This window comes from Enterobacter mori LMG 25706 (assembly GCF_000211415.1).
Classification (GTDB): Bacteria; Pseudomonadota; Gammaproteobacteria; order Enterobacterales; family Enterobacteriaceae; genus Enterobacter; species Enterobacter mori.
Genome location: NZ_GL890774.1, coordinates 480,328 through 503,714 on the forward strand (window position 1 = coordinate 480,328; position 23,387 = coordinate 503,714).

General features: G+C 58.0%; 21 protein-coding genes. 13 read left to right on the forward strand and 8 right to left on the reverse strand.

The window, feature by feature from the left end:
* Positions 1–2 precede the first annotated feature (2 nt).
* From hflK to nnr, 8 genes are all read right to left on the reverse strand, one after another.
* On the reverse strand, positions 3–1,262 hold the full coding sequence (hflK, locus tag ENTMO_RS0104125) for an FtsH protease activity modulator HflK (RefSeq protein WP_010427500.1): 1,260 nt from the start codon (positions 1,260–1,262) through the stop codon (positions 3–5).
* Between the two features lie 56 nt (positions 1,263–1,318).
* Positions 1,319–2,599 carry a ribosome rescue GTPase HflX gene (hflX, locus tag ENTMO_RS0104130; RefSeq protein ID WP_010427502.1) on the reverse strand — a complete coding sequence of 427 codons (1,281 nt, stop codon included), beginning with the start codon at positions 2,597–2,599 and terminating at the stop codon, positions 1,319–1,321.
* Between the two features lie 74 nt (positions 2,600–2,673).
* A complete protein-coding gene (gene hfq, locus ENTMO_RS0104135) occupies positions 2,674–2,985 on the reverse strand; it encodes an RNA chaperone Hfq (protein ID WP_008502919.1) in 312 nt (103 codons plus the stop codon).
* An 85-nt stretch (positions 2,986–3,070) separates the two neighbouring features.
* Complete coding sequence (gene miaA, locus ENTMO_RS0104140; protein ID WP_010427503.1) at positions 3,071–4,021, reverse strand: tRNA (adenosine(37)-N6)-dimethylallyltransferase MiaA; 951 nt, start codon at positions 4,019–4,021, stop codon at positions 3,071–3,073.
* A complete protein-coding gene (mutL, locus tag ENTMO_RS0104145; protein WP_010427504.1) occupies positions 4,014–5,858 on the reverse strand; it encodes a DNA mismatch repair endonuclease MutL in 1,845 nt (614 codons plus the stop codon). The genes miaA and mutL overlap by 8 nt, the downstream gene beginning before the upstream one ends.
* Before the next feature lie 9 nt (positions 5,859–5,867).
* Complete coding sequence (amiB, locus tag ENTMO_RS0104150) at positions 5,868–7,202, reverse strand: N-acetylmuramoyl-L-alanine amidase AmiB (protein ID WP_010427505.1); 1,335 nt, start codon at positions 7,200–7,202, stop codon at positions 5,868–5,870.
* Positions 7,203–7,218: 16 nt separating this feature from the next.
* Complete coding sequence (tsaE, locus tag ENTMO_RS0104155) at positions 7,219–7,680, reverse strand: tRNA (adenosine(37)-N6)-threonylcarbamoyltransferase complex ATPase subunit type 1 TsaE (RefSeq protein ID WP_008502923.1); 462 nt, start codon at positions 7,678–7,680, stop codon at positions 7,219–7,221.
* Positions 7,673–9,196 carry a bifunctional ADP-dependent NAD(P)H-hydrate dehydratase/NAD(P)H-hydrate epimerase gene (nnr, locus tag ENTMO_RS0104160; protein ID WP_010427506.1) on the reverse strand — a complete coding sequence of 508 codons (1,524 nt, stop codon included), beginning with the start codon at positions 9,194–9,196 and terminating at the stop codon, positions 7,673–7,675. The genes tsaE and nnr overlap by 8 nt, the downstream gene beginning before the upstream one ends.
* Between nnr and queG the strand changes: the two genes are divergently transcribed.
* From queG to ENTMO_RS0104225, 13 genes are all read left to right on the forward strand, one after another.
* The gene (gene queG / locus ENTMO_RS0104165; RefSeq protein WP_010427508.1) at positions 9,195–10,334 is read left to right on the forward strand and encodes a tRNA epoxyqueuosine(34) reductase QueG; all 1,140 of its coding nucleotides are present in this window, start codon (positions 9,195–9,197) and stop codon (positions 10,332–10,334) included. The two genes, nnr and queG, sit on opposite strands and share 2 nt — an antisense overlap.
* Before the next feature lie 940 nt (positions 10,335–11,274).
* Positions 11,275–12,159 carry a LysR family transcriptional regulator gene (locus ENTMO_RS0104170; protein ID WP_237702305.1) on the forward strand — a complete coding sequence of 295 codons (885 nt, stop codon included), beginning with the start codon at positions 11,275–11,277 and terminating at the stop codon, positions 12,157–12,159.
* Between the two features lie 480 nt (positions 12,160–12,639).
* Positions 12,640–12,852 (forward strand): AlpA family transcriptional regulator, encoded by a 213-nt coding sequence (locus ENTMO_RS0104175; RefSeq protein WP_010427512.1) that lies wholly within the window; start codon positions 12,640–12,642, stop codon positions 12,850–12,852.
* Between the two features lie 37 nt (positions 12,853–12,889).
* Positions 12,890–13,753, forward strand: coding sequence for a ParA family protein (locus ENTMO_RS0104180; RefSeq protein ID WP_010427515.1), 864 nt, complete (start codon positions 12,890–12,892; stop codon positions 13,751–13,753).
* Entirely contained in the window at positions 13,737–13,994 is a 258-nt protein-coding gene (locus tag ENTMO_RS26395) for a hypothetical protein (RefSeq protein ID WP_010427517.1), read from the forward strand. The genes ENTMO_RS0104180 and ENTMO_RS26395 overlap by 17 nt, the downstream gene beginning before the upstream one ends.
* Positions 13,987–15,711, forward strand: a complete 1,725-nt coding sequence (locus tag ENTMO_RS0104190; protein ID WP_010427519.1) for a ParB family protein — start codon at positions 13,987–13,989, stop codon at positions 15,709–15,711. The genes ENTMO_RS26395 and ENTMO_RS0104190 overlap by 8 nt, the downstream gene beginning before the upstream one ends.
* 11 nt (positions 15,712–15,722) lie before the next feature.
* Positions 15,723–16,283, forward strand: a complete 561-nt coding sequence (locus ENTMO_RS0104195) for a DUF2857 domain-containing protein (RefSeq protein WP_010427521.1) — start codon at positions 15,723–15,725, stop codon at positions 16,281–16,283.
* 2 nt (positions 16,284–16,285) lie between these two features.
* Complete coding sequence (locus ENTMO_RS0104200; protein WP_010427522.1) at positions 16,286–17,476, forward strand: STY4528 family pathogenicity island replication protein; 1,191 nt, start codon at positions 16,286–16,288, stop codon at positions 17,474–17,476.
* Positions 17,477–17,977: 501 nt separating this feature from the next.
* Entirely contained in the window at positions 17,978–18,799 is an 822-nt protein-coding gene (locus ENTMO_RS0104205) for a PFL_4669 family integrating conjugative element protein (RefSeq protein WP_010427524.1), read from the forward strand.
* On the forward strand, positions 18,796–19,326 hold the full coding sequence (locus tag ENTMO_RS0104210) for a DUF3158 family protein (protein WP_010427526.1): 531 nt from the start codon (positions 18,796–18,798) through the stop codon (positions 19,324–19,326). The genes ENTMO_RS0104205 and ENTMO_RS0104210 overlap by 4 nt, the downstream gene beginning before the upstream one ends.
* Entirely contained in the window at positions 19,323–20,282 is a 960-nt protein-coding gene (locus tag ENTMO_RS0104215; protein WP_029484956.1) for a DNA-methyltransferase, read from the forward strand. The genes ENTMO_RS0104210 and ENTMO_RS0104215 overlap by 4 nt, the downstream gene beginning before the upstream one ends.
* Positions 20,283–20,325: 43 nt before the next feature.
* Positions 20,326–20,763, forward strand: coding sequence for a single-stranded DNA-binding protein (locus tag ENTMO_RS0104220; protein WP_010427529.1), 438 nt, complete (start codon positions 20,326–20,328; stop codon positions 20,761–20,763).
* Between the two features lie 406 nt (positions 20,764–21,169).
* Positions 21,170–23,191, forward strand: coding sequence for a DNA topoisomerase III (locus ENTMO_RS0104225; RefSeq protein ID WP_029484957.1), 2,022 nt, complete (start codon positions 21,170–21,172; stop codon positions 23,189–23,191).
* The last annotated feature ends 196 nt before the right edge of the window (positions 23,192–23,387 follow it).

Consider the following 23,387-nt stretch of genomic DNA (forward strand, 5'->3'; position numbering starts at 1 on the left):
CCTTATTCCCCCTGACGCTGGTAGTCGTTACGCTGCGCGTTAGCACGGCGTTGGTCCATAATGTCACCATCGTTCGAAGAAGGCGTTGTGTTCGCGCTGGCGTTGCCTGAAGAGGCTGGTGGCAGACGCAGCAGGTTATTCGCACCGCTGGTGTCTTTCGCAGCCGGTGCAGAACCGCCTTTCAGCATCTGATCCAGCGGCAGGACCATCAGGTTTCCGCCTTTGCTGTCGTTAACCAACACTTTGCGGGTGTGGCTCAGCACTTTTTCCATGGTCTCGATATACAGACGCTCGCGGGTAATCTCCGGTGCCGCTTTATACTCCGGCAGGATCTTCGCGAAGCGAGCCACTTCACCCTGTGCTTCCAGGATGGTCTGAGTCTTATACGCGCGTGCTTCTTCCAGAATACGCTGCGCCTGACCGTTAGCACGCGGCTGAACTTCGTTGGTGTACGCTTCAGCTTCACGGATGTACTGCTGTTCGTTTTCACGTGCAGCAATCGCATCGTCAAATGCGGCTTTCACCTCTTCCGGCGGACGCGCAGCCTGGAAGTTGACGTCCAGCAGGGTGATACCCATGTTGTATGGACGAATGGTCTCTTCCAGCTCGCGCTGGGTATCGCTACGAATAACGGTACGACCTTCGGTCAGAATACGGTCCATGGTGTACTTGCCGATCACGCCACGCAGGGCGCTGTCGGTCGCCTGACGCAGGCTGTCATCGGCGCTGGTCACGCTAAACAGATAACGCTCAGGATCGGTTACGCGGTACTGCACGTTCATCTCAACGCGCACGACGTTCTCGTCAGAGGTCAGCATCACGCCAGATGCCGCCAGTTCACGGACGGACTCCACGTTAACCGCGGTGACGTTGTCAACGAAGGTCGGTTTCCAGTTCAAGCCAGGTTCAACCAGATGGCTGAACTTACCGAAACGAGTGACCACGCCGCGTTCAGCTTCTTTAATGGTGTAGAACCCGCTGGCTGCCCAGATGATTACCACCGCAGCGGCCACAATGCCCACTACGCGGCCACCCATTGGCGGGCGCGGACTCTGAGTGGAATTCCCACCCGAGCCAGAACCTTTTCCTCCGCCAAGGCCACCGAGCTTTTTGCTCAGCTTGCGGAAGATATCATCCAGATCCGGCGGCCCCTGCTCGCGACCACCTTTGTTGCCATTTCCCCCAGAGTTGCCGCCTTGATTATTGCTGCTTCCCCACGGGTCGCGGTCTTGTCCGTTATTACCGGGCTGATTCCACGCCATGTATATGCTCCATATTTGTTATGCAAGGGCGAATTATTCAGGCTTCCCCTTTCTGATCAGACGATATAGTCCGCCAGCGCAGGTTCTTGTTTACAGAGGCGACGCCAGTCAACGATCGGCATACGCACCTGCATCCCCACGCTGCCGTCATCCTCCATCCACTCTTTTTCTATCGCCTGAAGCTGATAAAACCGGCTGCGCAGCCTGCCTTCCTGTGGCGGCAATCGCAGCGTGTGCTGGGCGACCTCACCGGAAAGACGTTCTGTCAAAGCCTGGAAAAGCAGTGGCACACCGATACCGGTCTGGGCAGAAAGCCAGACCCGAATCGGTTTGTTCTCTTCATCTCTGTCGATACGCGGTTCGAAATCGTCCAGCATATCGATCTTGTTCATCACCAACAGCGTTGGGATTTCGTGGGCGTCGATCTCTTCGAGCACCACGTTCACCGCGTCGATGTTCTCCTGAACGCGCACGTCTGCCGCATCAATCACGTGCAGCAGCAGGGTCGCCTGTCGCGTCTCCTGCAACGTCGCTTTAAACGCCGCCACCAGGTCATGCGGCAAATGACGGATAAACCCTACGGTATCCGCCAGCACCGTCTCACCGACGTCAGCAACGTCAATACGGCGCAGCGTCGGGTCCAGGGTCGCAAACAGCTGGTCTGCGGCATAAACCTGGGCCTCGGTGATCTGGTTAAACAGGGTGGATTTACCGGCGTTGGTATACCCCACCAGCGACACCGTCGGGATATCGGCTTTCGTTCGCGCCCGACGTCCCTGCTCACGCTGTTTCTCAACTCTTTCCAGACGTGAGAGGATCTGGGTAATACGGCCACGCAGCAAACGACGGTCGGTTTCGAGCTGGGTTTCACCCGGGCCGCGCAAACCAATCCCGCCTTTTTGTCTTTCAAGGTGTGTCCAGCCACGCACAAGACGCGTTGCCAGATGGCGCAACTGCGCCAGTTCAACCTGCAGCTTACCTTCGTGGGTACGCGCACGCTGAGCAAAAATATCTAAAATCAATCCCGTGCGATCGATAACACGGCATTCGCAAAGGGCTTCCAGGTTGCGCTCCTGGGCTGGAGACAGCGCATGATCAAACAACACGACTGACGCGCCGGTTGCTTTTACGGCATCCGCAATTTCGACTGCTTTACCTTCACCAACAAAATACTTTGGGTGCGGCGCTTTACGGCTACCGGTAATCACCTGCATTGCTTCGACACCGGCAGAAGAGACCAGAGATTCAAACTCCTGGAGGTCTTCCATATCTTTGTCTTGCGAAAAATAGATGTGTACCAGCACCGCCTGCTCACCGGCATCATAACGGTCAAACAAGCGTAAACCTCTCTAAAAAGATCAGCGGGGAACGCAGGATCCCTGGCTCCCCGTGTGGATAACAGTGCGAAACCTTATTCGGTCTCGTCGCTGTCCTGCGCAGGCGTTGAAGAACCCTGCGCGTTGCTGCCATGATGGTAGTTACTACCAGTGCCGCCGCCAGCGTTATTGCTGTGATGAGATACCGGACGGGACGGAACAACAGTAGAAATAGCGTGCTTGTAGACCATCTGACTGACCGTGTTTTTCAACAGAATCACGAACTGATCGAAAGACTCAATCTGACCTTGCAGCTTAATACCATTCACCAAATAAATAGAAACTGGAACACGTTCCCGACGCAATGCGTTCAGGAACGGATCTTGTAAAGATTGCCCCTTAGCCATTCTATCTTTTCCTTATATGCTTGTTTTGTACTTAGAACCTTGCGATTCTGAAAAATTGCGCACGATACGTCTCAATTGTACACATTCAGTCAGCGATATCACCAACAACCTCAATCACTTCGTTTAGCGCCTGTTGCGGCTTTTCACTGTCTAACCAGTGAACGCCCTCCCAACCGCGCAACCAGGTGATCTGGCGCTTCGCTAACTGCCTCGTGGCGCAAACACCTCGATAAACCATTTCATCGTATGAAATCTCACCTTCAAGATACGACCACATCTGGCGGTATCCCACACAACGAACGGAAGGCATATCCGTATGCAAATCTCCACGGGCAAATAGCGCCCGCACTTCTGCTTCAAAATCTGAAGCCAACATCTGATGAAAACGCTGCTCAATTCGTTGATGGAGCAGTTCACGGCTCGCCGGGGCGATGGCGAACTGATGCACCTGATACGGCAGAGCGTCTCCTGACGTTTGCGTCAGTTCCGTTAAAGTTTTACCCGAAATGAAAAAAACTTCCAGTGCCCGGGAAAGCCTTTGCGGATCATTCGGATGGATTCGCGCTGCAGCAACCGGGTCAATCTCCGCCAGTTGCTGGTGCAAAACGTCCCATCCCTGCTCTGCCGCCTGCTGTTCAATCCTGGCTCGTACGTCCGGATCTGCCGATGGCAGAGGCGATAACCCCTCCAGCAGCGCCTTGAAGTAGAGCATGGTTCCGCCAACCAGTAGCGGTATTCGTCCCGCAGCGGTAATGTCGGCCATCTCGGCTAAGGCATCGCGGCGAAAGTCTGCTGCGGAGTACGCCTGAGCCGGGTCGAGAATATCCAGCAAACGGTGCGGTGCCGCGCGCAGTTCGTCTGCGTCTGGCTTCGCCGTGCCGATGTCCATTCCTCGATAAATGAGGGCGGAATCGACGCTAATCAACTCTACAGGCAAAACTTTACGTAACTCAATGGCTAACGCTGTTTTACCGGAGGCCGTAGGGCCCATTAAAAAAATCGCCTTAGGCAGGCTCGCCTTACTTACGTCAATCATGTCTCAGGGCGGTCATCGCCGTTTTTAAATCAACAGGTTGTAATAATCCACCCGGCGGCGTTTTCACCAGATGTGGGCAAAGGCGTTCAACCTCTGCCAACACGGTAATCGCCTGCGCCATACTCCACGGTGAGTGTTCGCTGGCCAGATGGCGAGCGATCCACTGCGCGGTGTTGGCGGCATCAAACGACGTTTGCTGCGCCAGGTAGCCTATCAGTTCAGGAATCAAGTTTTGTAAATTTTGTTGGCGTAAGGGTAAAGGCACTGCGCGAATTGTCACATGCTGCGCTTCAAGCACGATTTCTATGCCCATTTCGGCAAGAAGCGCCTGAGCACGCTGCAAAATCCCTGTTTCTTCAGGGGTTATTTTTAACCGGACCGGGATCAGCAACGGCTGTGCGCAGGCGGCGTTTTCCCCCGGCGTCAGCTGCGCCTGTTTAAGCCAGCGTTCCGCCACCGGCAACGCCAGTAGCATCAGTTTCCCCTCGCGTTCGAGCAATGCCATATCCGGAGCAACAATCGTCAGTACACGACCAAAGCTCTGGCTATGCCCATCCAGTGAAGGTTGCGACACCTCGATATGCTCTTTACGTTCCACGGCGGGCGTATCAAGCAGTTTGCGGTACAACGCCCCCTGCTGCTTCTGATAACCCGGCTGAGCGTTGGGGTAGTTCGCCCCCGTAGGGCGAGGCGCGCTGCCCGCCGCTGAGAAACGCGGAGCCGACGGTTCGCGGGCAGAGGCGGGTTCAGCAAAGTGGTTGCGGCCTGCCGCCACCCGGTTTTCCGGCAGCGGACGCGGTGCCGGGGCGGCGTTTTCCAGCGGCAGCGTTGGCTCCGCCTGCTGCTGCAATACCGTGACAACACCCTGATAAATAAAGTCATGAACCAGACGTGACTGGTGGAAGCGCACCTCATGCTTCGCAGGATGGACGTTCACATCCACCTGATGGGGGTCGATCTCCAGATAAAGCACAAACGCGGGCTGTTGATCCGCGCCGAGTTTGTCTTCACAGGCCTGACGAATGGCGTGGTTGATCAGGCGGTCGCGCATCATGCGGCCATTCACGTAGCAGTATTGGATCTCAGCAAAGGCGGCGCTGCTCGCGTTCGGATCGGCCACCCAGCCGCGCAGCGCCAGATCGCCATGCTGCCACTCTATCGCCAGCGCTTTTTCAAGGAACGGCGTGCCGCAGATAGCCCCTAACCGGCGCTCCTTCTGCCCACCTTCCGCCACCGCACGATACTGACGCATCACCTTGCCGTTATGGCTGAGGTTGATGGTGACATCGAATCGCGCCAGCGCGATGCGGCGAATGATCTCATCGATGTGTCCGAATTCGGTCTTCTCGGTACGCATGAACTTGCGTCGGGCTGGGGTGTTATAGAACAGGTCCAGCACTTCAAGCGTGGTGCCGACAGGGTGCGCCGCAGGTTTGACCGTGACGTCCATATCGCGCCCTTCAGCGTAGGCCTGCCAGGCCTCCTGCTGTTCCGCAGTACGGGAGGTCAGGGTTAAGCGGGAGACGGAACTGATGCTCGCCAGCGCTTCGCCGCGAAAACCAAGGCTGATAATGGCTTCCAGATCGTCCAGAGAGGCAATTTTACTGGTGGCGTGACGCGCCAGCGCCAGCGCCAGCTCGTCTTTTTTGATGCCACAGCCGTTGTCACGAATACGAATAAGCTTTGCGCCGCCGCGTTCGATATCAATATCAATGCGGGTTGCCCCCGCATCGAGGCTGTTTTCCACCAGCTCCTTCACCACCGACGCAGGGCGCTCCACCACCTCACCGGCGGCGATTTGGTTCGCGAGCTGCGGCGGTAGAACCTGAATCGGCATGAATTCTCCTTAATTTGTGGCGGTCATCTCACCCGGCAGCGCAGCACTGGCCGTCTGGCCTGCACCGCTTTGCGGCGCTGACTGAAGCGGATGGGCTTCAAAATATTTACGCAGACCATTATAAATCGCTTCGGCAATCTGCTGCTGGTAACTGTCGCTTCCCAGCAGGCGCTCTTCACCGTTGTTGCTGATAAAGCCCGTTTCCACGAGGATCGATGGAATATCCGGCGAACGCAGAACACCCAGGCTCGCATGCTCCGGACGGCGCTTGTGCAATGCCCCGATGCCCTGCAGCTGGTTAAGTACGTTAGTCGCGACATCATACCCGACGCGCTGGGAATGACCGAACTGTAAATCCAGCACCGCCTGGCTGAGATACGGGTCAGACTGGCTATTAGCCAGCACATCACCCGCACCGCCTAACAGTTCAGACTGTTTCTCATGCTCTTCAAGCCAGTTTGCCATTTCACTGTTGGCGCGACGGTTCGACAGCACCCAAACAGAGGCGCCGGTCGCGCTACGATTCGGCGCGGCATCCGCATGAATGGAGACCAGGAAGTTTGCGTTTTGCTTACGCGCCACGTCCGAGCGTCCCATTACGGAGATAAAACAGTCGCCGTCGCGAGTGAGCACGCCTTTAAACATCGGATCGTCGTTTAACAGCGTCCTGAGCTTGCGGGCTACCGCGATTGTCACGTTTTTCTCCCGCGTACCGCCCGGGCCAATTGCGCCTGGATCCTGCCCGCCGTGACCTGCATCGATGGCGATGATCACTTTGTCACCGCTGACCGCCGCGCGTCGTGCGCTGGCGGCCGGACGCGTCACCGTATTACTGCTGGTTGCCGCTGTGATGCGATCGTTTTGCGACTTAAACGGATTACGGGCAGGTTCAGACGGACGCGGGGTATACACAGGTTCTTCCACGCGCTTCGCCACCACCGGTGGAGGTGGCGGCGGCGCGTCGGCATTGATGGTAAAGACCACCGTATAGTTCGCCCCGTTTTGCTGCTTCACCGCCTTCGTTTTGCCCTTTTCGGTCAGATCCACAACCAGGCGTAACGACTGGCTATCCTGCGGCGTTCCCGAACGGATACTTTTCACCAGGTTGTTACCGCTGAACCGCAGCGGTAATCCCTGGATTACGCCCGTTTGTTTGATATCCAGCGCCACGCTGTGGCTGTCTGGCTGAGAAAACGCATATTCTGGGTCGCCCATAAAGCTAAACGTGATCCGGGCCTGAGTTTCCCCGTTCGACACCTGAATATCTGAGAGGCTCGCCGCCCCGGCCTGCGCGCACAGCAGCACCGTGGCAGCCAACAACCAACCTTTAACGCGATTTTTCATCCCGTCATCCCTACGCTTAACCGGCCAGTCGCGCCAGTAAGGAACTGCCTGATGAGGAAACAGCACTGATGCGTGCCTCACGCCCTTGTGCCTGGTAATCTAAGTGAATTTCGACATCCGGGTCAGGCAGCACACCCGCACCTTGTTGCGGCCACTCCACCAGGCAAATGGCGTCGTTGGCAAAATAATCACGGATCCCCATAAATTCCAGCTCCTCAGGATCCGCAAGGCGGTATAAATCGAAGTGGTACACCATGAGATTTTCAAGGGTGTACGGTTCTACCAGCGTATAGGTTGGGCTTTTCACATTCCCGTTATGGCCTAACGCCTGCAAAAAACCCCGGCTGAAGGTAGTTTTACCTGCACCTAAATCACCATAAAGATAAATGACGGTAGCCCCCTGACAGGCCTGCGCCACGCGCTTGCCGAGATCTAAAGTGGCTTGTTCATCAGGTAAAGGAATCGCTCGATTAGTCATTTTCTACGTCAATCACATCCGGGTTAACAACACGCCGTAGCGTGCAAAAAAGATCGGTGGCCAGCATACCGCGCGTACCATAGCGTGCAGCAAGCTGGTCAGCCGCTGCGCCGTGGGCCACACAGCCCGCACAGGCTGCATCATAAAGGGGAAGTTTCTGTCCGAGCAATGCGCCAATGATGCCAGACAACACATCACCCATGCCCCCGCTCGCCATGCCTGCATTTCCGGCATCAATAATACCCAGCGCATCCTCGCTGGCGATAACGGTTCCCGCCCCTTTCAAAACAGCAACACCTCCGTAACGTTTTACCAGACGCTGGGCAGAAAGTAAGCGATCGCTTTCAATTTCTGCCACGCTGCAGTTAAGCAGCCGCGCGGCTTCGCCGGGGTGTGGAGTCAGGATGCGATTGTGACGCTTATCCGGGTTTATTGCCAGAAGGTTAAGCGCGTCGGCATCCCACAGCATCGGTTTACGAAAGTTCTCGACCTTTTGCAGGGCTTGTTTACCCCATGCCTGCTGCCCAAGCCCGGGGCCAATCACCACAACATCGGCCCATTCGAGGCTCTCTTCCAGCGTCTGCGGCGTGAGTTCATGCACCATTAGCTCCGGTCGGGCGGTTACGATTGGGATGATATTGTCACTACGCGTTAACACCCGCACTAAACCGGCACCGCAGCGCAGAGCCGCCTCGCCGGTCATACGGATAGCGCCCGCCGTGCCGTGGTCACCCCCGACTATCACCAGCCTGCCGTGATCGCCCTTATGGGACGTTGGACGGCGCGGCAGCAGCCATCCGGTCAACTGTGAGGCGTCATATCGTGAAACTTGCGTATCCTGTCCCGCCAGCCAGCTTTCAAGCCCCAGCGCGTTGTGATGCAGTTTCCCCACCACATCCCGCGCTTTTCCGGTTAGCAGACCCGGTTTCAGGGCAATAAAGGTGACAGTATGTGACGCCTGAATCACCGCCCCCGGCGTCGCACCGGTTTGCGCGAGCAGTCCAGAGGGGATGTCCAGCGCCACCACCGGTGCGGGATGCGCGTTAGCACGCTCAATCAGCGCGGCAATGTTGTCGCGGGGCGCGCGCATCAGACCGGTGCCCTGCAGACCATCAACAACCAGATCCACCTCTTCCGGCCAGAGGATATCTGACGCATGAATCACACCGCCTGCGTTCAGCCAGGCCTCTCGCGCCGCACTGGCTTCTTCCGGCAGCGGATGTTCGCTCTCAACGGCCAGTAACGTGACGCGAAGACCTGCCGCCACGGCCAGACGGGCGACGACATAGCCATCGCCGCCGTTATTACCGTGTCCACATAAAATGAGCCAGTGAGCGGCCTGCGGGTACGCGCGGCGGGCAACGTTAAACGCCGCCTCACCCGCGCGCAGCATCAGTTCGTAAAGGGTAATGCCAAGACTGTCTGCAGCCTCTTGTTCGGCGCGTCGGAGCGCATCCGCATGCCAGATGGAATGTGGTATACTTGCGGGGTTTTTCTTCACCGTATGGTCCGTCATGTCACAGCCCCTCGATCTCAATCAGTTAGCGCAAAATATAAAACAGTGGGGTGCTGAGCTTGGCTTCCAGAAGGTGGGCATCACCGACACCGACCTCTCCGCCAGCGAGCCCAAACTGCAGGCGTGGCTGGACAAACAGTACCACGGCGAGATGGAGTGGATGGCGCGTCATGGCATGATGCGCGCTCGTCCACACGAGCTGTTGCCGGGCACATTACGCGTCATCAGCGTGCGCATGAACTACCTGCCCGCCAATGCGGCCTTTGCGCGCACGCTCAAAAATCCCTCTTTGGGTTACGTCAGCCGGTATGCTCTGGGGCGTGACTACCATAAGCTTCTGCGCAACCGTTTAAAAAAACTTGGGGAAATGATTCAGCAGCACTGTGTTTCGCTGAATTTTAGACCCTTTGTGGATTCCGCGCCTATTCTTGAACGTCCGATTGCTGAAAAAGCGGGGCTTGGCTGGACAGGTAAGCACTCACTTATCCTTAGCCGCGACGCCGGTTCGTTCTTTTTCCTGGGTGAACTGCTGATAGATTTACCGCTGCCGGTAGACGGCCCGGTCGAGGAAGGTTGCGGCCGGTGTGTAGCCTGCATGACCATCTGCCCGACAGGCGCTATTGTCGAGCCTTATACCGTTGACGCACGCCGCTGTATCTCCTATCTCACTATCGAACTGGAAGGGGCCATTCCTGAGGAATTTCGACCGCTTATCGGCAACCGGATCTACGGTTGTGACGACTGCCAGTTGATCTGTCCGTGGAACCGCTATTCGCAGCTCACGGACGAAGAGGATTTCAGCCCGCGTAAGGCGCTGCATGCACCACCGCTTATTGAGCTGTTCGCCTGGACAGAAGCCTGGTTCCTTAAAGTGACGGAAGGTTCGGCCATTCGCCGTATCGGTCATTTGCGTTGGCTGCGAAATGTTGCCGTTGCGCTGGGCAATGCCCCGTGGGATGAAGCGAATATTCAGGCTCTCGAAAGCCGTAGAGGTGAGCACCCACTTCTCGATGAACACATAGAGTGGGCGGTTGCACAGCAAATTGAGAAGCGAAATGCCTGCGTGGTAGAAGTGCAGTTACCCAAGAAACAGCGGCTGGTGAGGGTGATTGAAAAAGGGCTAACGCGGGATGCCTGAACTATTCACAGCCTGTGTATAAAATTACAAACTCAGGCGCCATCAGGGCTGGCTAAGAGGTCAAGTGATCTCACTAACATTTTGAAATGATATTTTCTTTTTATAAATCAGAATATTATAAAGATACTATTCACCCTGCGAAGCGTTTGGCACTTACAGTTCAGCGGCAGCTTCTGTGGATAACTCTGTTTACAAGAGTATTTCAGATGAAATAGAAAACGTCCCCAACGGAGCATTCCGCTGTGGATAATTTGAATATGAAGAAGAATTTGGAGCGGGAAACGAGACCAGAACCTAGGCCTTAACTCGTTGATTTGATAAATCTTTTCCGCCTATCCCGTAACAGGATGGACGGCATTATGGACTTATTCTTTCTCGATGGCAAGTGTTGCACCAAGTTTTTTTTCTACCTCAAGCTGCTGACGTCCTCCGACATCTGGTGTCCTTGTAAAGTCACCTACACCAGTCCAGGTGATAGCACCAAAGATGCAGCATAGTAAAAGCTACGACACCACCAGCCCTGTCCGCTATCAGCCAGGTAGAACACAAGTCTGGCAAGCGACCATCCGCCTTACAAAACCACGCACCTTATCGAGATGTAGGACCTGCCCAAGGCAGTCCGTCTACACGAGCCATTGCGTTTCGTGGACACCAGTTCATGGTCGACTGGTGACCTTATCGCTTATGCGTGTGCACCTTCGCCTCGTGGCAACTAAGTTCAACAATCGTACGGTCACCTAGAAGGCAGGCCGATTCGTTGATCCAAAGTACGGGCATGAGCAGTGACCGGGCATAAATAATGGAAGAACCCAACCATGGGAGACATCTACGACATGAGGTTCTTTCAAGTTCCTTTTCAAGCCAGGAATAACAGTGTTCTGTACGCTACCGGAGTAGTATTACAACAACCGAAGGAAGAAACATCATGAGGATAAGACACTTGCGCTATTTTCTGATCGTCGCCGAAGAACAGAATTTCGTTCGTGCTGCTGCCAGAGTCCACATCGAACCCTCCCCACTTTCGCGCGCCATCAAGGAGCTTGAGAACCAGCTTGGCGTCAGGCTTCTCTACCGCACCAAAGGTCGGATACGACTAACTTGGCCTGGCGAAGTTTTCTGTGAAGAAGCACGCCACATGCTTGCTTTAATGGACAACGCCCAGGCACGCGTTAACTCAGCATCACAAGGTTATCGAGGCAGATTGCGAATAGGTCTGGCCGATAGCCTGGCTCAACCGCGTCTCACACAATTACTCGCCCGTTGTCGTGAGGAAGAACCTCGTACTGAGATCCGGGTCGCCGAGATGACGGTCAACGAAATGCTTCAGGCTCTTCATCATGACCAGATTGATGTTGGTTTCACGGTCGATGGCGAAGCAACTAATGGATGCGTGAAGACGATGGTTTGGGCCGACCGTCCTGTAATTGCCATACCCACACATCACCCGTTGCTTTCCTTCGATAAGGTCCACCTTGGCGAAGTTCTCCGATACTCCTTGATTCTTTGCCATCCGGAACGATGCGAAGGTGGACATAACGTCATTCGTCGCTGGTTTAATGATGGAGGTTTGCCATCACCATCTGTTGCAGAGTATGTTTCAGGTCATGAAATGATGATCATGCTTGTAGCAGCAGGATACGGCGTTGGGATAGGGCTGAAATCACAGATTGCACTCTACAGCCACCCAGACGTCATCATCAGACCGGTTGCGGATGAGGTCCCCAATGTAGCGACATTCATTGTGGTGCCAGAGAAGCCAGTTTCTAGTGAGTTAGAACGCTTCATGAAGCGAGCGCAAGAAATCGGAGGAAGCGATATCAGTTGATGTTCAGGATAACACGGTAAGTCATGGTACTATCAATGGTATCATGTTTTTTTTGTCCTCTACCCGACCAAAAAAGTCATTTCCCGCAGTAGCTGGAACTCAGGAGTAAGGCAGGTACCAGACATAAGCCACGACCTTTCGGCGAGAGAAGTACAGAACCCGTATGTCAATACTGGTCTGTATGTTTTATCGGACTTTTTTGGTCATACCCAAGACAAAAAGCTCCCCCCACCCTCTGCACACTAAATATGCAGATTGATATCCGCTGTCCTTCCCCTTTATCAAACTGTCACATTTTCGAATATTGACATTTTCGTGGATCGGGTTGGCAGCAATGAGTTCTGAAATATCACCAGGTTAATTACAACCAATGAATGCGGTGGTCAGCACGATCCTAATGTTTGATGTGTTCTGCCGATGACGTTCTTCTAATGCAGCTAAGGCCCAAGAAGACCCATCAAGCATCAAGGAGTGACCACCATGTTTCAACAGAACTCAGCACAGTCACAGGAAAGGCGTATACTTCGCCGCGCGGAAGTTGAGGCAAAGACGGGCTTCAAACGCGCCCACATCTACAGCCTTATGAAAGAGGGCAAGTTTCCCAAAGCTGTGCGACTTGGCATTCGTGCCGTAGGCTGGGATTCTGCCGAGATCGACCAATGGATCACCGACCGCCTTAAAGAGCGTGTCTGACCCTGTTCCTCATTTCCCTCACGAACAGGAGCACGTCATGCAAGTGATTTCCATCATTTCTACAAAAGGCGGTGTTGGTAAAACGACGATTGCTGCAAATCTCGGTGGCTTCATCGCCGACGCCGGACTGCGGGTTCTGCTTCTTGATCTCGACATACAGCCCACGCTTTCGTCGCACTCCCAGCTGGCTCACCGCGCACCCGGCGGCATCTACGAGTTGCTGGCATTCAACGAGCGCGACATTGCGCAGTTGGCGTCTCGTACGGCCGTCGAACGCCTGGACATCATTCTGTCCAACGACCAGCATCACCAGCTGAACACCCTGCTGTTGCATGCACCGGATGGCAGATTGCGGCTACGCAACCTCCTGCCGGCGTTCGAGCCGCACTATGACCTGGTTTTGATCGACACCCAAGGCTCCCGCAGCGTGCTTCTCGAAATGGCCGTGTTGGCATCCAGGTTGGCAGTTTCGCCGGTCACGCCCGAAATTCTCGCCGCCCGGGAAATGCGGCGCGGCACCGTGCAGCTCATCCAGGACATCGCCCCGTATCGCCATCTCGGCATTGAACCGCCGCCCTTGCAGTTGCTGATCAATCGGGTGCCGGCTGTCTCATCCAATGCCCGTCTGGTCCGGCAGACATTGCGGCGGGTCTTCCGTGAGCAGACGGGCGTCCAGGTTCTGGATACCGAGGTTCCGGCAATCGAAGCTTTCCCGCGTGCGGCAACACAGAGCATGCCAGCTCATCGCGTCGAGCACCGCCGTCCGACAGGCAGGATTGCCCCTGCCGCACTGGATATCGTTCGGGCTCTGGCTACCGAGTTATGCCCGCAATGGCATGAGCGTTTCAGTCTGGTCACCGGCAAGATCGGGAGGAGGCATCCTCATGTCGAACGCCCATGAACTTGCACGAGGTCACAAGCAACTCCTGCCTCTCATTGAGTTTGCACTAAACGAAGGATGGACCGTTTCCCGCACCGCAGGCGGTCATCTCAAATTCCTCAAACCAGGATTGCCGCCGATATTCACGAGTTCGACGGCCAGCGATCACCGCGCCGGGCGCAACGCCCGCGCCATGTTGCGCCGCGCGAAGCGCCAGAGCGCCGAAGCCCAGCCTGCTGGAAAGGAGACCGGCCATGGCTGATATCTCCGAACAGGAAATGGCTGCCAAGTTGATGAGCGACGGGTTCGGCCGCTCAGGTCCGGTGGCCGGCACATTGACCGATCCGGTCGCAGACACCCCGATGGTCGTAACCCTTGATGAGCTACGTCCGTACGAGCTTGATCCGCGCCTTACCCGAAACCCGCTCTACGATGAAATCAAGGCCTCGATCAGCGAACGTGGCCTGGACGCACCGCCGCCTATCACCCGAAGGCCGGGTTCAGATCACTACATCATTCGCAATGGCGGCAACACCCGGCTGGCGATATTGCGTGAATTGTGGGCCGAGACCCGGGATGAGCGGTTCTTCCGCATCGGTTGCCTGTTCCGCCCCTGGCCCGAGCGCGGCGAGATTATTGCCCTGACCGGGCACCTCGCAGAGAACGAACTGCACGGTAGCCTGTCGTTCATTGAACGCGCCCTCGGCGTCGAGAAAGTACGCGAACTCTACGAGCAGGAAGATGGCAAGTCGCTGTCACAATCGGAGCTTGCCAGACGCCTCAAAGCCGATGGCTATCCTGTGCCTCAGCCCCACATCAGTCGCATGCAGGAGGCCATCCAGTATCTGCTGCCGGCGATCCCGAACGTTCTCTATGGAGGGCTGGGGCGCCACCAGGTCGAGCAACTCACCGGCTTGCGGCGAGCGGGCGCCAGAATCTGGGAGGCCCGCACCGCAGCCAGACAGGTGGATGTTGATTTCGCCACACTGTTCCAGGACGTTCTTGCCGTCTTCGACGGGACACCCGGCAACTTCAACTTCCAGCGCGTTCAGGACGAACTGATCGGCCAGATGGCCGACCTGCTCGGTGTCGTCTATGACACGCTCGCCCTCGAAATCGTCGACTCCGAAAAACGCTGGCAAATTCTGACCAGTGAACCTGTCTCGGCACCGACGGCTACGCCTTCCGTCGCAACGTCGCCCCATAACGCGCCGACGCAGCTTTCTCCGCCCACCCCCACAGCGCCGCGGACTGGTGAGACGCCAGCGCCGGCATCAGAGACCCGCGCGCAGACGCAGCCGGCCCCGGTGCAGCCTCCCGCATCTGACAATCAGCCGGACGATGAAAACCAAAGGTCTGCGCTACTGCAGGAGCACATTATCTCTCCCGTGCCAACGACCGATCGCCTCCAGTCGATCCAGCGGCTCATTGCCGACCACACCGGAGAGGCGCACAACGACTTCGAAAGCAACGTCCTTCAAGCCATTCCCGTGCAGGTCGGTGGCCTTTATCCGATCTCGGACGTATGGCACATCGACGCGGGCCTGGACGAACCCGAACGTTTGCGGACGCATATTGCGCAGTTCGCACTGGAAATCGCCAGTGAAGCCGGCGTGGGAGAGCATATCGTGCCGTCCGATGATGGCATCGGCTTCTCATGCGCATCCCGCATCGAGCGTTCGGACCCTGCAGGCACCATGGCGCACCCCGGTGCAATCCTGACGTTGCTGCACGTCCTGAGCGCGCCTTATCTGTCGGCTAGTTCCTCTCCGGCGCGTATCGACACTTCACGACTGGCTGGAGATTTGGGCCTCCTGCTACTGGGAATGGACCCATCGACCATACCGTCCAGGCACCTGTCCCATGTCCTGAACGACAACGGCCTGGTGAAACTGTTCCGGCTGGTCCGGCTCGCGCGCCGACTGCTGGAAATCGAGGCAGGCATCACGGGTGGCGACGGCGCCATGCCCGGGTCATGAGGGGAGGCGCCATGTCGAATCCCCATCCTCTCAATCAGGCGGTGATCGCGCAGGCACTCCATGACCTGCGCAACGGTCAGTTGCGTCATGCCAAATCCATGGGATTTGAGGATGAGGATCTCGATGCGCTCAAGCATCCCGCCATGGCCAGCGTTCTGGCCAATGCCCTGGTCTCCTGGTGCTCTGTGACAGTCAATCGGGACGTCGTGCAACGCCTGCTGCACCAATGGGACAACGTTCAAAAGGAAATCCATGTCATTGACCGCCTGTTGACCCTGGGTGCCAGCACCGAGCTGATCAGTCGTTTCTATGGACTAACCCATCAGGAAATCGCTGTGCGCCGTGGCGTTCTCGGGCTCCCCAAGCGCAAGGGGCGCCACCCTGTCCTCTCAGAAGAGCAGGATTGTGATTTGTGGAATCGTTGGTCGGAAACAGTCAAAGAACGCGGTGTGGCGCTGAGCGACGAAACGACGATGCTCGGCATCGCCGCAGACCTTGCCGAAAGCATGGGACTTCCCATCTCAGTCATCTGGAGCGCCATCGGCAGGTGGATCGATGAAGGACTGGTCTGAGCATGGACAGCCCGCGCCGATCAAGCGGTCCCGTATCGCTGGGCGACCTCTTCGATCAGGCTCTTCAGCGGATGCAGGTTCAGCAGCCGCCACCAGCACCTGTCCAGACAACCTCGGCCCGCCAGAATGACGGTTTCATTTTCAGCGGCAATCGCCATGACTCCGTGCCACGCGCATTGCTCACGGACAATCGCCTGACGCCGCTGGAACGCAATGCGTGGCAGGTGTTCCGGTTATTGCTCAATGACGATGGTATCACCGCTCTACCGACTTACGACCAACTTGCGCCCTGGCTGGCTTCGATGCCATGCGCCACCAGAGCCTCACATGAAACGGTCGCTCGCGCCCTGACCTTGCTACGGCTCACACGCTGGATCAGCCTGGTAAGGCGCCAGCGCGACCCCAGGACAGGACGCATCCAGGGCAACCTTTATGTCCTGCACGACGAACCTCTCACTCCCTACGAAGCCATCCAGCTCGATGTCGATTATCTGGAACTGGTCAGCCAGTCGCTGGCCCATGCCAGTAAATCCATCCAGCGCGTCGGCGTCCATACGCTCAGGGAAACGATCGACGACCCGCTGCTCAGCGGAAGGGAACTGCCGAGCCGGTTGCAGGTGATATCGCAGCGTCTGGCCGCGCAGGGATGGACCGAAGCCAGGACTTATCCACAGCCTGTGGATAATTACGATTCCGAAGACGGTGAAACCGACCTTCTTCGGAATCGTGACACACTCACTTCGGAATCCGAAGTGGGCGAAAAAACGCGGAAAACCGGCTCACTTCGGATTCCGAAGACCGATAGTACAGTACGTAAAGAAAAAGAAATAAAAGAAGTACGTACAGTACCGCGCGGGTTGGGCATGCTTCGTCTTCCGGAGCGCTTCATGTCGCTCAAGGCAGAACAGCAATCGGGCGCATTGGCCGCATTACAGCCGGTCGATCCCGACCTGCATCAGGCTGTTCTCGATGAATGGGATGCCCGCTGCCGCGCGAGCAGCGTGCGTAATCCGGCCGGCTACCTGTTTGGCATTATCCAGAAAGCCATGCGCGGCGAGTTCCGTGCGTGGGCCGGGCAGAGAACGCCACCCGATGCGAATGGTGCAAAGCCCGAGCCACTGCGGCAAACCGTAGATCCGGAAGTGGCGCAGGCCCATATCGCCCGGCTGCGCTCGATGCTTCGTTTGTCGTAGAGTTTGCATCTATCGACGCGGGGTCGTGCCCATGCCGGGCCAATCGCCGCCGTCGACCATGATGTAAGGTTCCACTCAGTTCCATAGTCGCCTATACCCCGGGTATAGCGGAACATGACGTCTTCCCCCACAGGTCAGCATGCGCTCACGGCGGTTCAAGAAATGAGCGTCCACCGAGAGCCATGGACGCCTATACCCTGGGTATAGCGCAACACGTTGCCTTCCGGCCACGGCACGCAGGCCGTTGCCCTGGCTGACGAAGCCGAACGTCCGTTGAGAGCTGTGGACGCCTATACCCCGGGTATAGCGCAACACACTGCCTTCCCGATCCCGGCAGATTTCGAGCACCTCCCTCCCGCGAACAGATTCCCGGTTCCGGACCTGCCCGGTCGTGCCGCAACCTGCCCACAAACAGGCGCTGCCTCGGTGCGGTTTGATGACTGACGGCCTTCCGGCCAATGGCGATGCTGGCCTCTCGTTCCAATACCGGGAGTCGTCAACATGGCCAACGAAACAGAATCTCTGCAATTGAACCTTGGGTCCTTGCGCAGCGCGATGTCGCTGACACTGCACACCCACCATGCGTCGCGCATCTGGCACGGGCGCACGCCATCCGAAGGCAAGCCCGGCATCATCGGCCTCAACGGCTTTGTCGCCATCATGAACAAGCTGAAACGCGGAGCCGAGCAGGACGACCCCTATTCGGACTGGTGGATGCTGCGCATCGAGGACAAGCTCAGCACGACCAAGGAGCAGCTTCAAACCTTGCGCGAGCAGGTGGACCAGGCGCTGGCCGACATTCCGCAGGCGCTCAGCCTCGGTGAAAATCTCAACGTGCAGCCCGTCAAGCTGCCGCTGTTCGTCTCCTCCCAGTTGGGCTTCATGGCGGTCTACCTTCTGGCCGACTATGACGATCTTGCCCGTCGCCTGATCCTGGCGCATCACACCGCCCTGATCGATCGCAGCACGCTTGAACGCTGGTTGGGCGAAGGTGCGCACTCCCTGCGCAGCCTGTTCAGCCTGGCGCAGCAGTACCGCTACTCCGGCACGAAACGTGACGATTTCGCGGCCAACAACGCCGCAGCACGCGCAGCCGTGGAGAAATATGGCGAGTTGCCGCAGGACGTGCTCGAAGGCGACCGCCGCTCCCGCTTCGCGCCGCCGCTCATTCGACGTTCGCCACTGGCTTCGGCGACAGCCCAGTCCGCAACCCCGGCAGTCGCGCCGGCCAGCGTTACAGAACAAACTGCGCCAACCGCTTCCGATGAGGGGGCCATCGATGAGGCATCCGCGTCGTCGGACGAAGAGGATGCCTCATCATGAGGGAGACGACCCGCTTCGAAGCGCTGGTACAGACTGACTTCCAGAAGCTGGAACACGCAGTCTACCTAAAAGGCCTTTTGAAAGCCTTTAAAGGTAATGGAGAGCTTGCGACCTGGGCCAGCCAGTGCGCAGCGCTGCGGGACGACCTGATTGGCCTGGCGCAGCGCAGGGTGCTGGCGCAGGCCCGCAGCCATCCCTTCAATCTGCTTCCCGTTCAACTGGCCCAACAGCCCACTGGCGCAGGGACGACCTTTCTGCGCTGGCGCAACCTCGACCGTTCCAGCATGGGTGTGGCGCTGTGGGAGGAACTGGTTGCGAGCCCCGCCACGCCGGTCGGCCTGATTGACGACCTCCTTGCACTGGAACAGCAGCGTATCGTGATCAATATGCAGATCAGCCTGTGCCACACCATTGCCCGGCAAGGTATGGAATGCGCCAGCAAGTTGGCGTCCGCGCAGGCCGTTCACCAGCGCAGGGCCGGCAGCGGGACCGGTACTGGCCCATCGACTGTCGGGCCATCTTCATGAACGGGCCTGCCGCTGATGCAGGGCGCTGGTTCGACCGCACCCACGCCGGGGATTGCCGCCAGTTGTTGAAGCGAATGCACGGGGACGGCGTGCGAGTGCAGATGTGCGTGACCAGCCCACCGTACTTCGGCCTGCGCAGCTACCTGCAGGACGGCCATCCAGACAAGCACCTGGAGATCGGGCGGGAGGTCACGGCCCGCGCGTACATCCGCAATCTGGTTGAAATATTCCGCGCAGTTCGCGAGGTGCTGGCCGATGACGGTACTTTGTGGATCGTCATCGGCGACACCTACGCCGCGACCCGGACATGGCAGGCACCGAGCACCCGCGGCGGCCCCAAACACGCCGCTGCCCAACAGGGCGCCGGAGGCATGCGAACCGGCGACGGGCTCAAACCCAAGGACATGATGGGCATTCCCTGGGAGCTTGCTTTCGCCTTGCGGCGGGACGGTTGGTATCTGCGCCAGGACATCGTGTGGGCCAAGCCCAATCCGATGCCGGAAAGCGTCTCTGACCGCTGCACCCGGTCGCATGAATATCTGTTCCTGCTCACCAAGAATCGCCGCTACTACTTCGATCAGGACGCGATCCGCGAGCCCTCAGCCGATTCACGCGGCCCCGGCAACACACGCCCGGTCAGCGCATCGCCCGGCGAGTGCGTTTCCAGCAGCAACGCAAACCTGCACGGCAGCCTTCACAAGACCGGCGCGCGCAGCACCCGCAACAGACGGGATGTCTGGACCATCGCCAGCAAACCATTCCGCGGGGGGCATTTCGCGGTGTTCCCCGTCACGCTTGTGACGCCCTGCGTTCTCGCCGGCTCCCGCATCGGCGACACCGTACTCGATCCATTCATGGGCAGCGGCACGACCGCCGTGGCAGCACTACGCCTGCAACGGCATTTCATCGGCTGCGAATTGAACCGGTCGTTCATCGACCTGCAACACCTGCACTGATGCCCATCGGTTCAGGTATTTCTCACCAGCAAGGAGTTTCACTATGAGCACGCACTACTACGGCGAGGGCAATATCGGTTCTGCGCCAGACTATCGGGAGTTTCCGAACGGGAACGACGAGCCACGCAGGCTTCTTCGCCTGAATGTCTATTTCGACAACCCGGTTCCGACCAGGGATGGGTTCGAGGATCGCGGCGGCTTCTGGGCCCCCGTGGAAATCTGGCACCGCGATGCCGAGCACTGGAAGGACCTGTACCAGAAGGGCATGCGCGTTCTGGTCGAAGGCCGCGCCGTTCGCGACGAGTGGGAGGATGCGGAAGAAAACGAGCGTGTCACCTTCAAGATCGAGGCACGGCGGATCGGCATCCTTCCCTATCGGGTCGAGGCCGTGATGCTCGGCGCAAAGCCACAGGAGATCGAGGGCGAAGCGGAAACGAAGCCGAAGGAGACCTGGGGGCAGAAGGAGCCGAAGCAGGGTTAGGCGTAAGAACAAGCAGCACCCAGGGCGGCTGCGCCATCCCGCAGCCGCCCTAAATCTTTGTGCAGGGAGCAGGTTTTGCGGGGGCGACTGTCGCAATCAACATGCTCCCTCAATGCGCCAGTACGTCCCCCCTGCGACAGTTCCAGCCTGCACCTGCAACAGCCACGTTCGGGCCGATCCCTGACGACGAAGTCCACTGGCTTCCACTGAGGTCCGCGCGCGCACCGATGACGAAGCCTCAGTACATCATCCCTTTCCCGCGATCGTTACTCACTGCCGCAACGATGCTCCCGGAGCGCAAAAAGCCGGTCAGTATCCAGTTCCCCTTGTTTGCTGCCTGCCGCTGCTATCCTCGACATGCTGATGCTCATTCGACGATCACCATGCCATTTTTCGGGGAGGCTGCATGCGACTGTATCTGTGCGAGAAACCTTCGCAAGGCAAGGATATCGCCCGAGTGTTGGGTGCCAGGCAGCGTGGTAACGGCTGCTACAACGGACCCGGTATCGTCGTGACCTGGTGCATCGGGCATCTGGTCGAAGCGGCACCACCGGAAGCATACGGGGAACAGTACAAACGCTGGTCCATCGAACAGCTTCCCATTATTCCAGAACGCTGGCGCAGCGAGGTCAAGGCCTCGACTGCCACGCAGTTCAAGACGGTCAAGCAACTGCTCGGACAGGCCACCGAACTGGTGATTGCCACCGACGCCGACCGCGAAGGCGAAATGATCGCCCGCGAGATTATCGACCTGTGCGACTACCGCGGCTCGATTCAGCGGCTGTGGTTGTCCGCGCTTAACGATGCGTCTATTCGTAAGGCGCTGGATACTCTGAAGCCATCGAGCGAGACATTGCCGATGTACTACTCGGCACTCGCCCGTTCGCGTGCGGACTGGCTGATCGGTATGAACCTCAGCCGCCTGTTCACTGTACTCGGCCGGCATGCTGGCTACCAGGGAGTGCTGTCGGTTGGCCGCGTGCAGACACCGACGCTGAAGCTGGTCGTTGACCGCGATCGGGAGATCGCGCGTTTCGTTTCCGTGCCGTACTGGGCTGTCGACGTGCAGCTGTCCCATGCGGGCCAATCGTTTTCCGCCAGTTGGGTGCCGCCCGAAGGCTCCTCAGACGAGGCCGGCAGATGCCTGCAACAGTCCGTGGCGTTGCATGCGGCAGATCAAATACGCGATGGCCGCAAGGCGCTGGTGCAATCGGTGGAAACCGAGCGCGTTCGTGAAGCCCCGCCATTACCGTTCGATCTCGGCACGCTACAGGAAACCTGCTCCAGACAGTTCGGCCTCGACGTTCAGGAAACGCTGGATATTGCCCAGGCCCTGTATGAGACGCACAAGGCCACGACCTATCCGCGCAGCGATTCCGGCTATCTGCCGGAAAGCATGTTTGCCGAGGTGCCGGCAGTGCTCGATGCCATTGTGGCCACAGATCCCAGCCTGCACCCGTTGATCGACCAGCTCGACCGCAATCAGCGTTCACGCGCCTGGAACGACGCGAAAGTGACAGCGCACCACGGCATCATTCCAACGCTGGAACCCAGCAATCTTTCGGCCATGTCGGAGAAGGAACGGGCCGTCTATGGACTGATCCGGGCGCACTTCATCGCGCAGTTCATGCCCCACCACGAGTTCGACCGGACCGTCGTGCTGTTATCCGCGAGCGGCCAGTCGCTGCAGGCGAACGGCAAACAGGTGGTCGTTCCAGGCTGGCGGCTGGCGCTTGCCGATCGGCGTCCGGTCAGCCCCGATGGCGACGAGGAGCAATCTCAGCGCAGCCAGATCCTACCCGCGCTGAGCAATGGCATCCAATGCGGCGTCGAGCAGGTGGAATTGAAGGCGCTGAAAACGATGCCGCCCAAGCACTATACCCAGGGCGAACTGGTCAAGGCCATGAAGGGTGTCGCCAAACTGGTGACCGACCCGAGGATGAAGCAGAAACTCAAGGAGACCACGGGGATCGGCACCGAAGCCACGCGCGCCAGTATCATCAACGGCCTTCTCGGCCGGAGCTATCTGCTCAAGAAAGGCCGCGGCATCCGCGCTTCGGATGCCGCGTTCACGCTCATTGATGCTGTACCGTCCGCCATTGCCGATCCCGGCACGACCGCCGTTTGGGAGCAGGCGCTGGACATGATTGAAGCTGGCCAGTTGACCCTGGACACGTTCATCGAAAAGCAGTCCATCTGGATCACTCAGCTGATCCAGCAGTATGGCAGCACCAGACTGGCCATCCAGGTTCCGGAGGGTCCGGCTTGTCCCGTGTGCGGCGCCGCAACCCGGCAGCGCACCGGCAAAACCGGCGTCTTCTGGTCCTGTAGCCGTTATCCCGATTGCAAGGGCACTGTGGCGATCGAATCGTCCGGTGGCAAACGTCCGCCCGCCCGCAAGCGGCGCGCGCCCCGCAAGACGTCCTGAAGTCAGACACGTCCTGCCCAAACCGCGATTTCCAGCGGTTGTCAGGCATTGCCCCGCCAGCGGCGGGGTATCCCGAGCATGTCGCCACCTTCTGCAAAGGCATGTTCCCCTCCAGCGGTTCGTGTCGCCGGGAGGGATGAAGGTGTTTTCCTGCCCGGCTGCATAAACGCAGCCTGTTGATCAGCGATTTCTGCGT

Excerpts from the sequence above, each read along its gene's own strand:
- hflK (WP_010427500.1), bottom strand. The coding sequence starts at position 1,262 with ATGGCGTGGAATCAGCCCGGTAATAACGGACAAGACCGCGACCCGTGG.
- hfq (WP_008502919.1), bottom strand. The coding sequence starts at position 2,985 with ATGGCTAAGGGGCAATCTTTACAAGATCCGTTCCTGAACGCATTGCGT.
- miaA (WP_010427503.1), bottom strand. The coding sequence starts at position 4,021 with ATGATTGACGTAAGTAAGGCGAGCCTGCCTAAGGCGATTTTTTTAATG.
- mutL (WP_010427504.1), bottom strand. The coding sequence starts at position 5,858 with ATGCCGATTCAGGTTCTACCGCCGCAGCTCGCGAACCAAATCGCCGCC.
- amiB (WP_010427505.1), bottom strand. The coding sequence starts at position 7,202 with ATGAAAAATCGCGTTAAAGGTTGGTTGTTGGCTGCCACGGTGCTGCTG.
- tsaE (WP_008502923.1), bottom strand. The coding sequence starts at position 7,680 with ATGACTAATCGAGCGATTCCTTTACCTGATGAACAAGCCACTTTAGAT.
- queG (WP_010427508.1), top strand. The coding sequence starts at position 9,195 with ATGTCACAGCCCCTCGATCTCAATCAGTTAGCGCAAAATATAAAACAG.
- nnr (WP_010427506.1), bottom strand. The coding sequence starts at position 9,196 with ATGACGGACCATACGGTGAAGAAAAACCCCGCAAGTATACCACATTCC.
- ENTMO_RS0104175 (WP_010427512.1), top strand. The coding sequence starts at position 12,640 with ATGTTTCAACAGAACTCAGCACAGTCACAGGAAAGGCGTATACTTCGC.
- ENTMO_RS0104180 (WP_010427515.1), top strand. The coding sequence starts at position 12,890 with ATGCAAGTGATTTCCATCATTTCTACAAAAGGCGGTGTTGGTAAAACG.
- ENTMO_RS26395 (WP_010427517.1), top strand. The coding sequence starts at position 13,737 with ATGTCGAACGCCCATGAACTTGCACGAGGTCACAAGCAACTCCTGCCT.
- ENTMO_RS0104190 (WP_010427519.1), top strand. The coding sequence starts at position 13,987 with ATGGCTGATATCTCCGAACAGGAAATGGCTGCCAAGTTGATGAGCGAC.
- ENTMO_RS0104195 (WP_010427521.1), top strand. The coding sequence starts at position 15,723 with ATGTCGAATCCCCATCCTCTCAATCAGGCGGTGATCGCGCAGGCACTC.
- ENTMO_RS0104200 (WP_010427522.1), top strand. The coding sequence starts at position 16,286 with ATGGACAGCCCGCGCCGATCAAGCGGTCCCGTATCGCTGGGCGACCTC.
- ENTMO_RS0104205 (WP_010427524.1), top strand. The coding sequence starts at position 17,978 with ATGGCCAACGAAACAGAATCTCTGCAATTGAACCTTGGGTCCTTGCGC.
- ENTMO_RS0104210 (WP_010427526.1), top strand. The coding sequence starts at position 18,796 with ATGAGGGAGACGACCCGCTTCGAAGCGCTGGTACAGACTGACTTCCAG.
- ENTMO_RS0104215 (WP_029484956.1), top strand. The coding sequence starts at position 19,323 with ATGAACGGGCCTGCCGCTGATGCAGGGCGCTGGTTCGACCGCACCCAC.
- ENTMO_RS0104220 (WP_010427529.1), top strand. The coding sequence starts at position 20,326 with ATGAGCACGCACTACTACGGCGAGGGCAATATCGGTTCTGCGCCAGAC.
- ENTMO_RS0104225 (WP_029484957.1), top strand. The coding sequence starts at position 21,170 with ATGCGACTGTATCTGTGCGAGAAACCTTCGCAAGGCAAGGATATCGCC.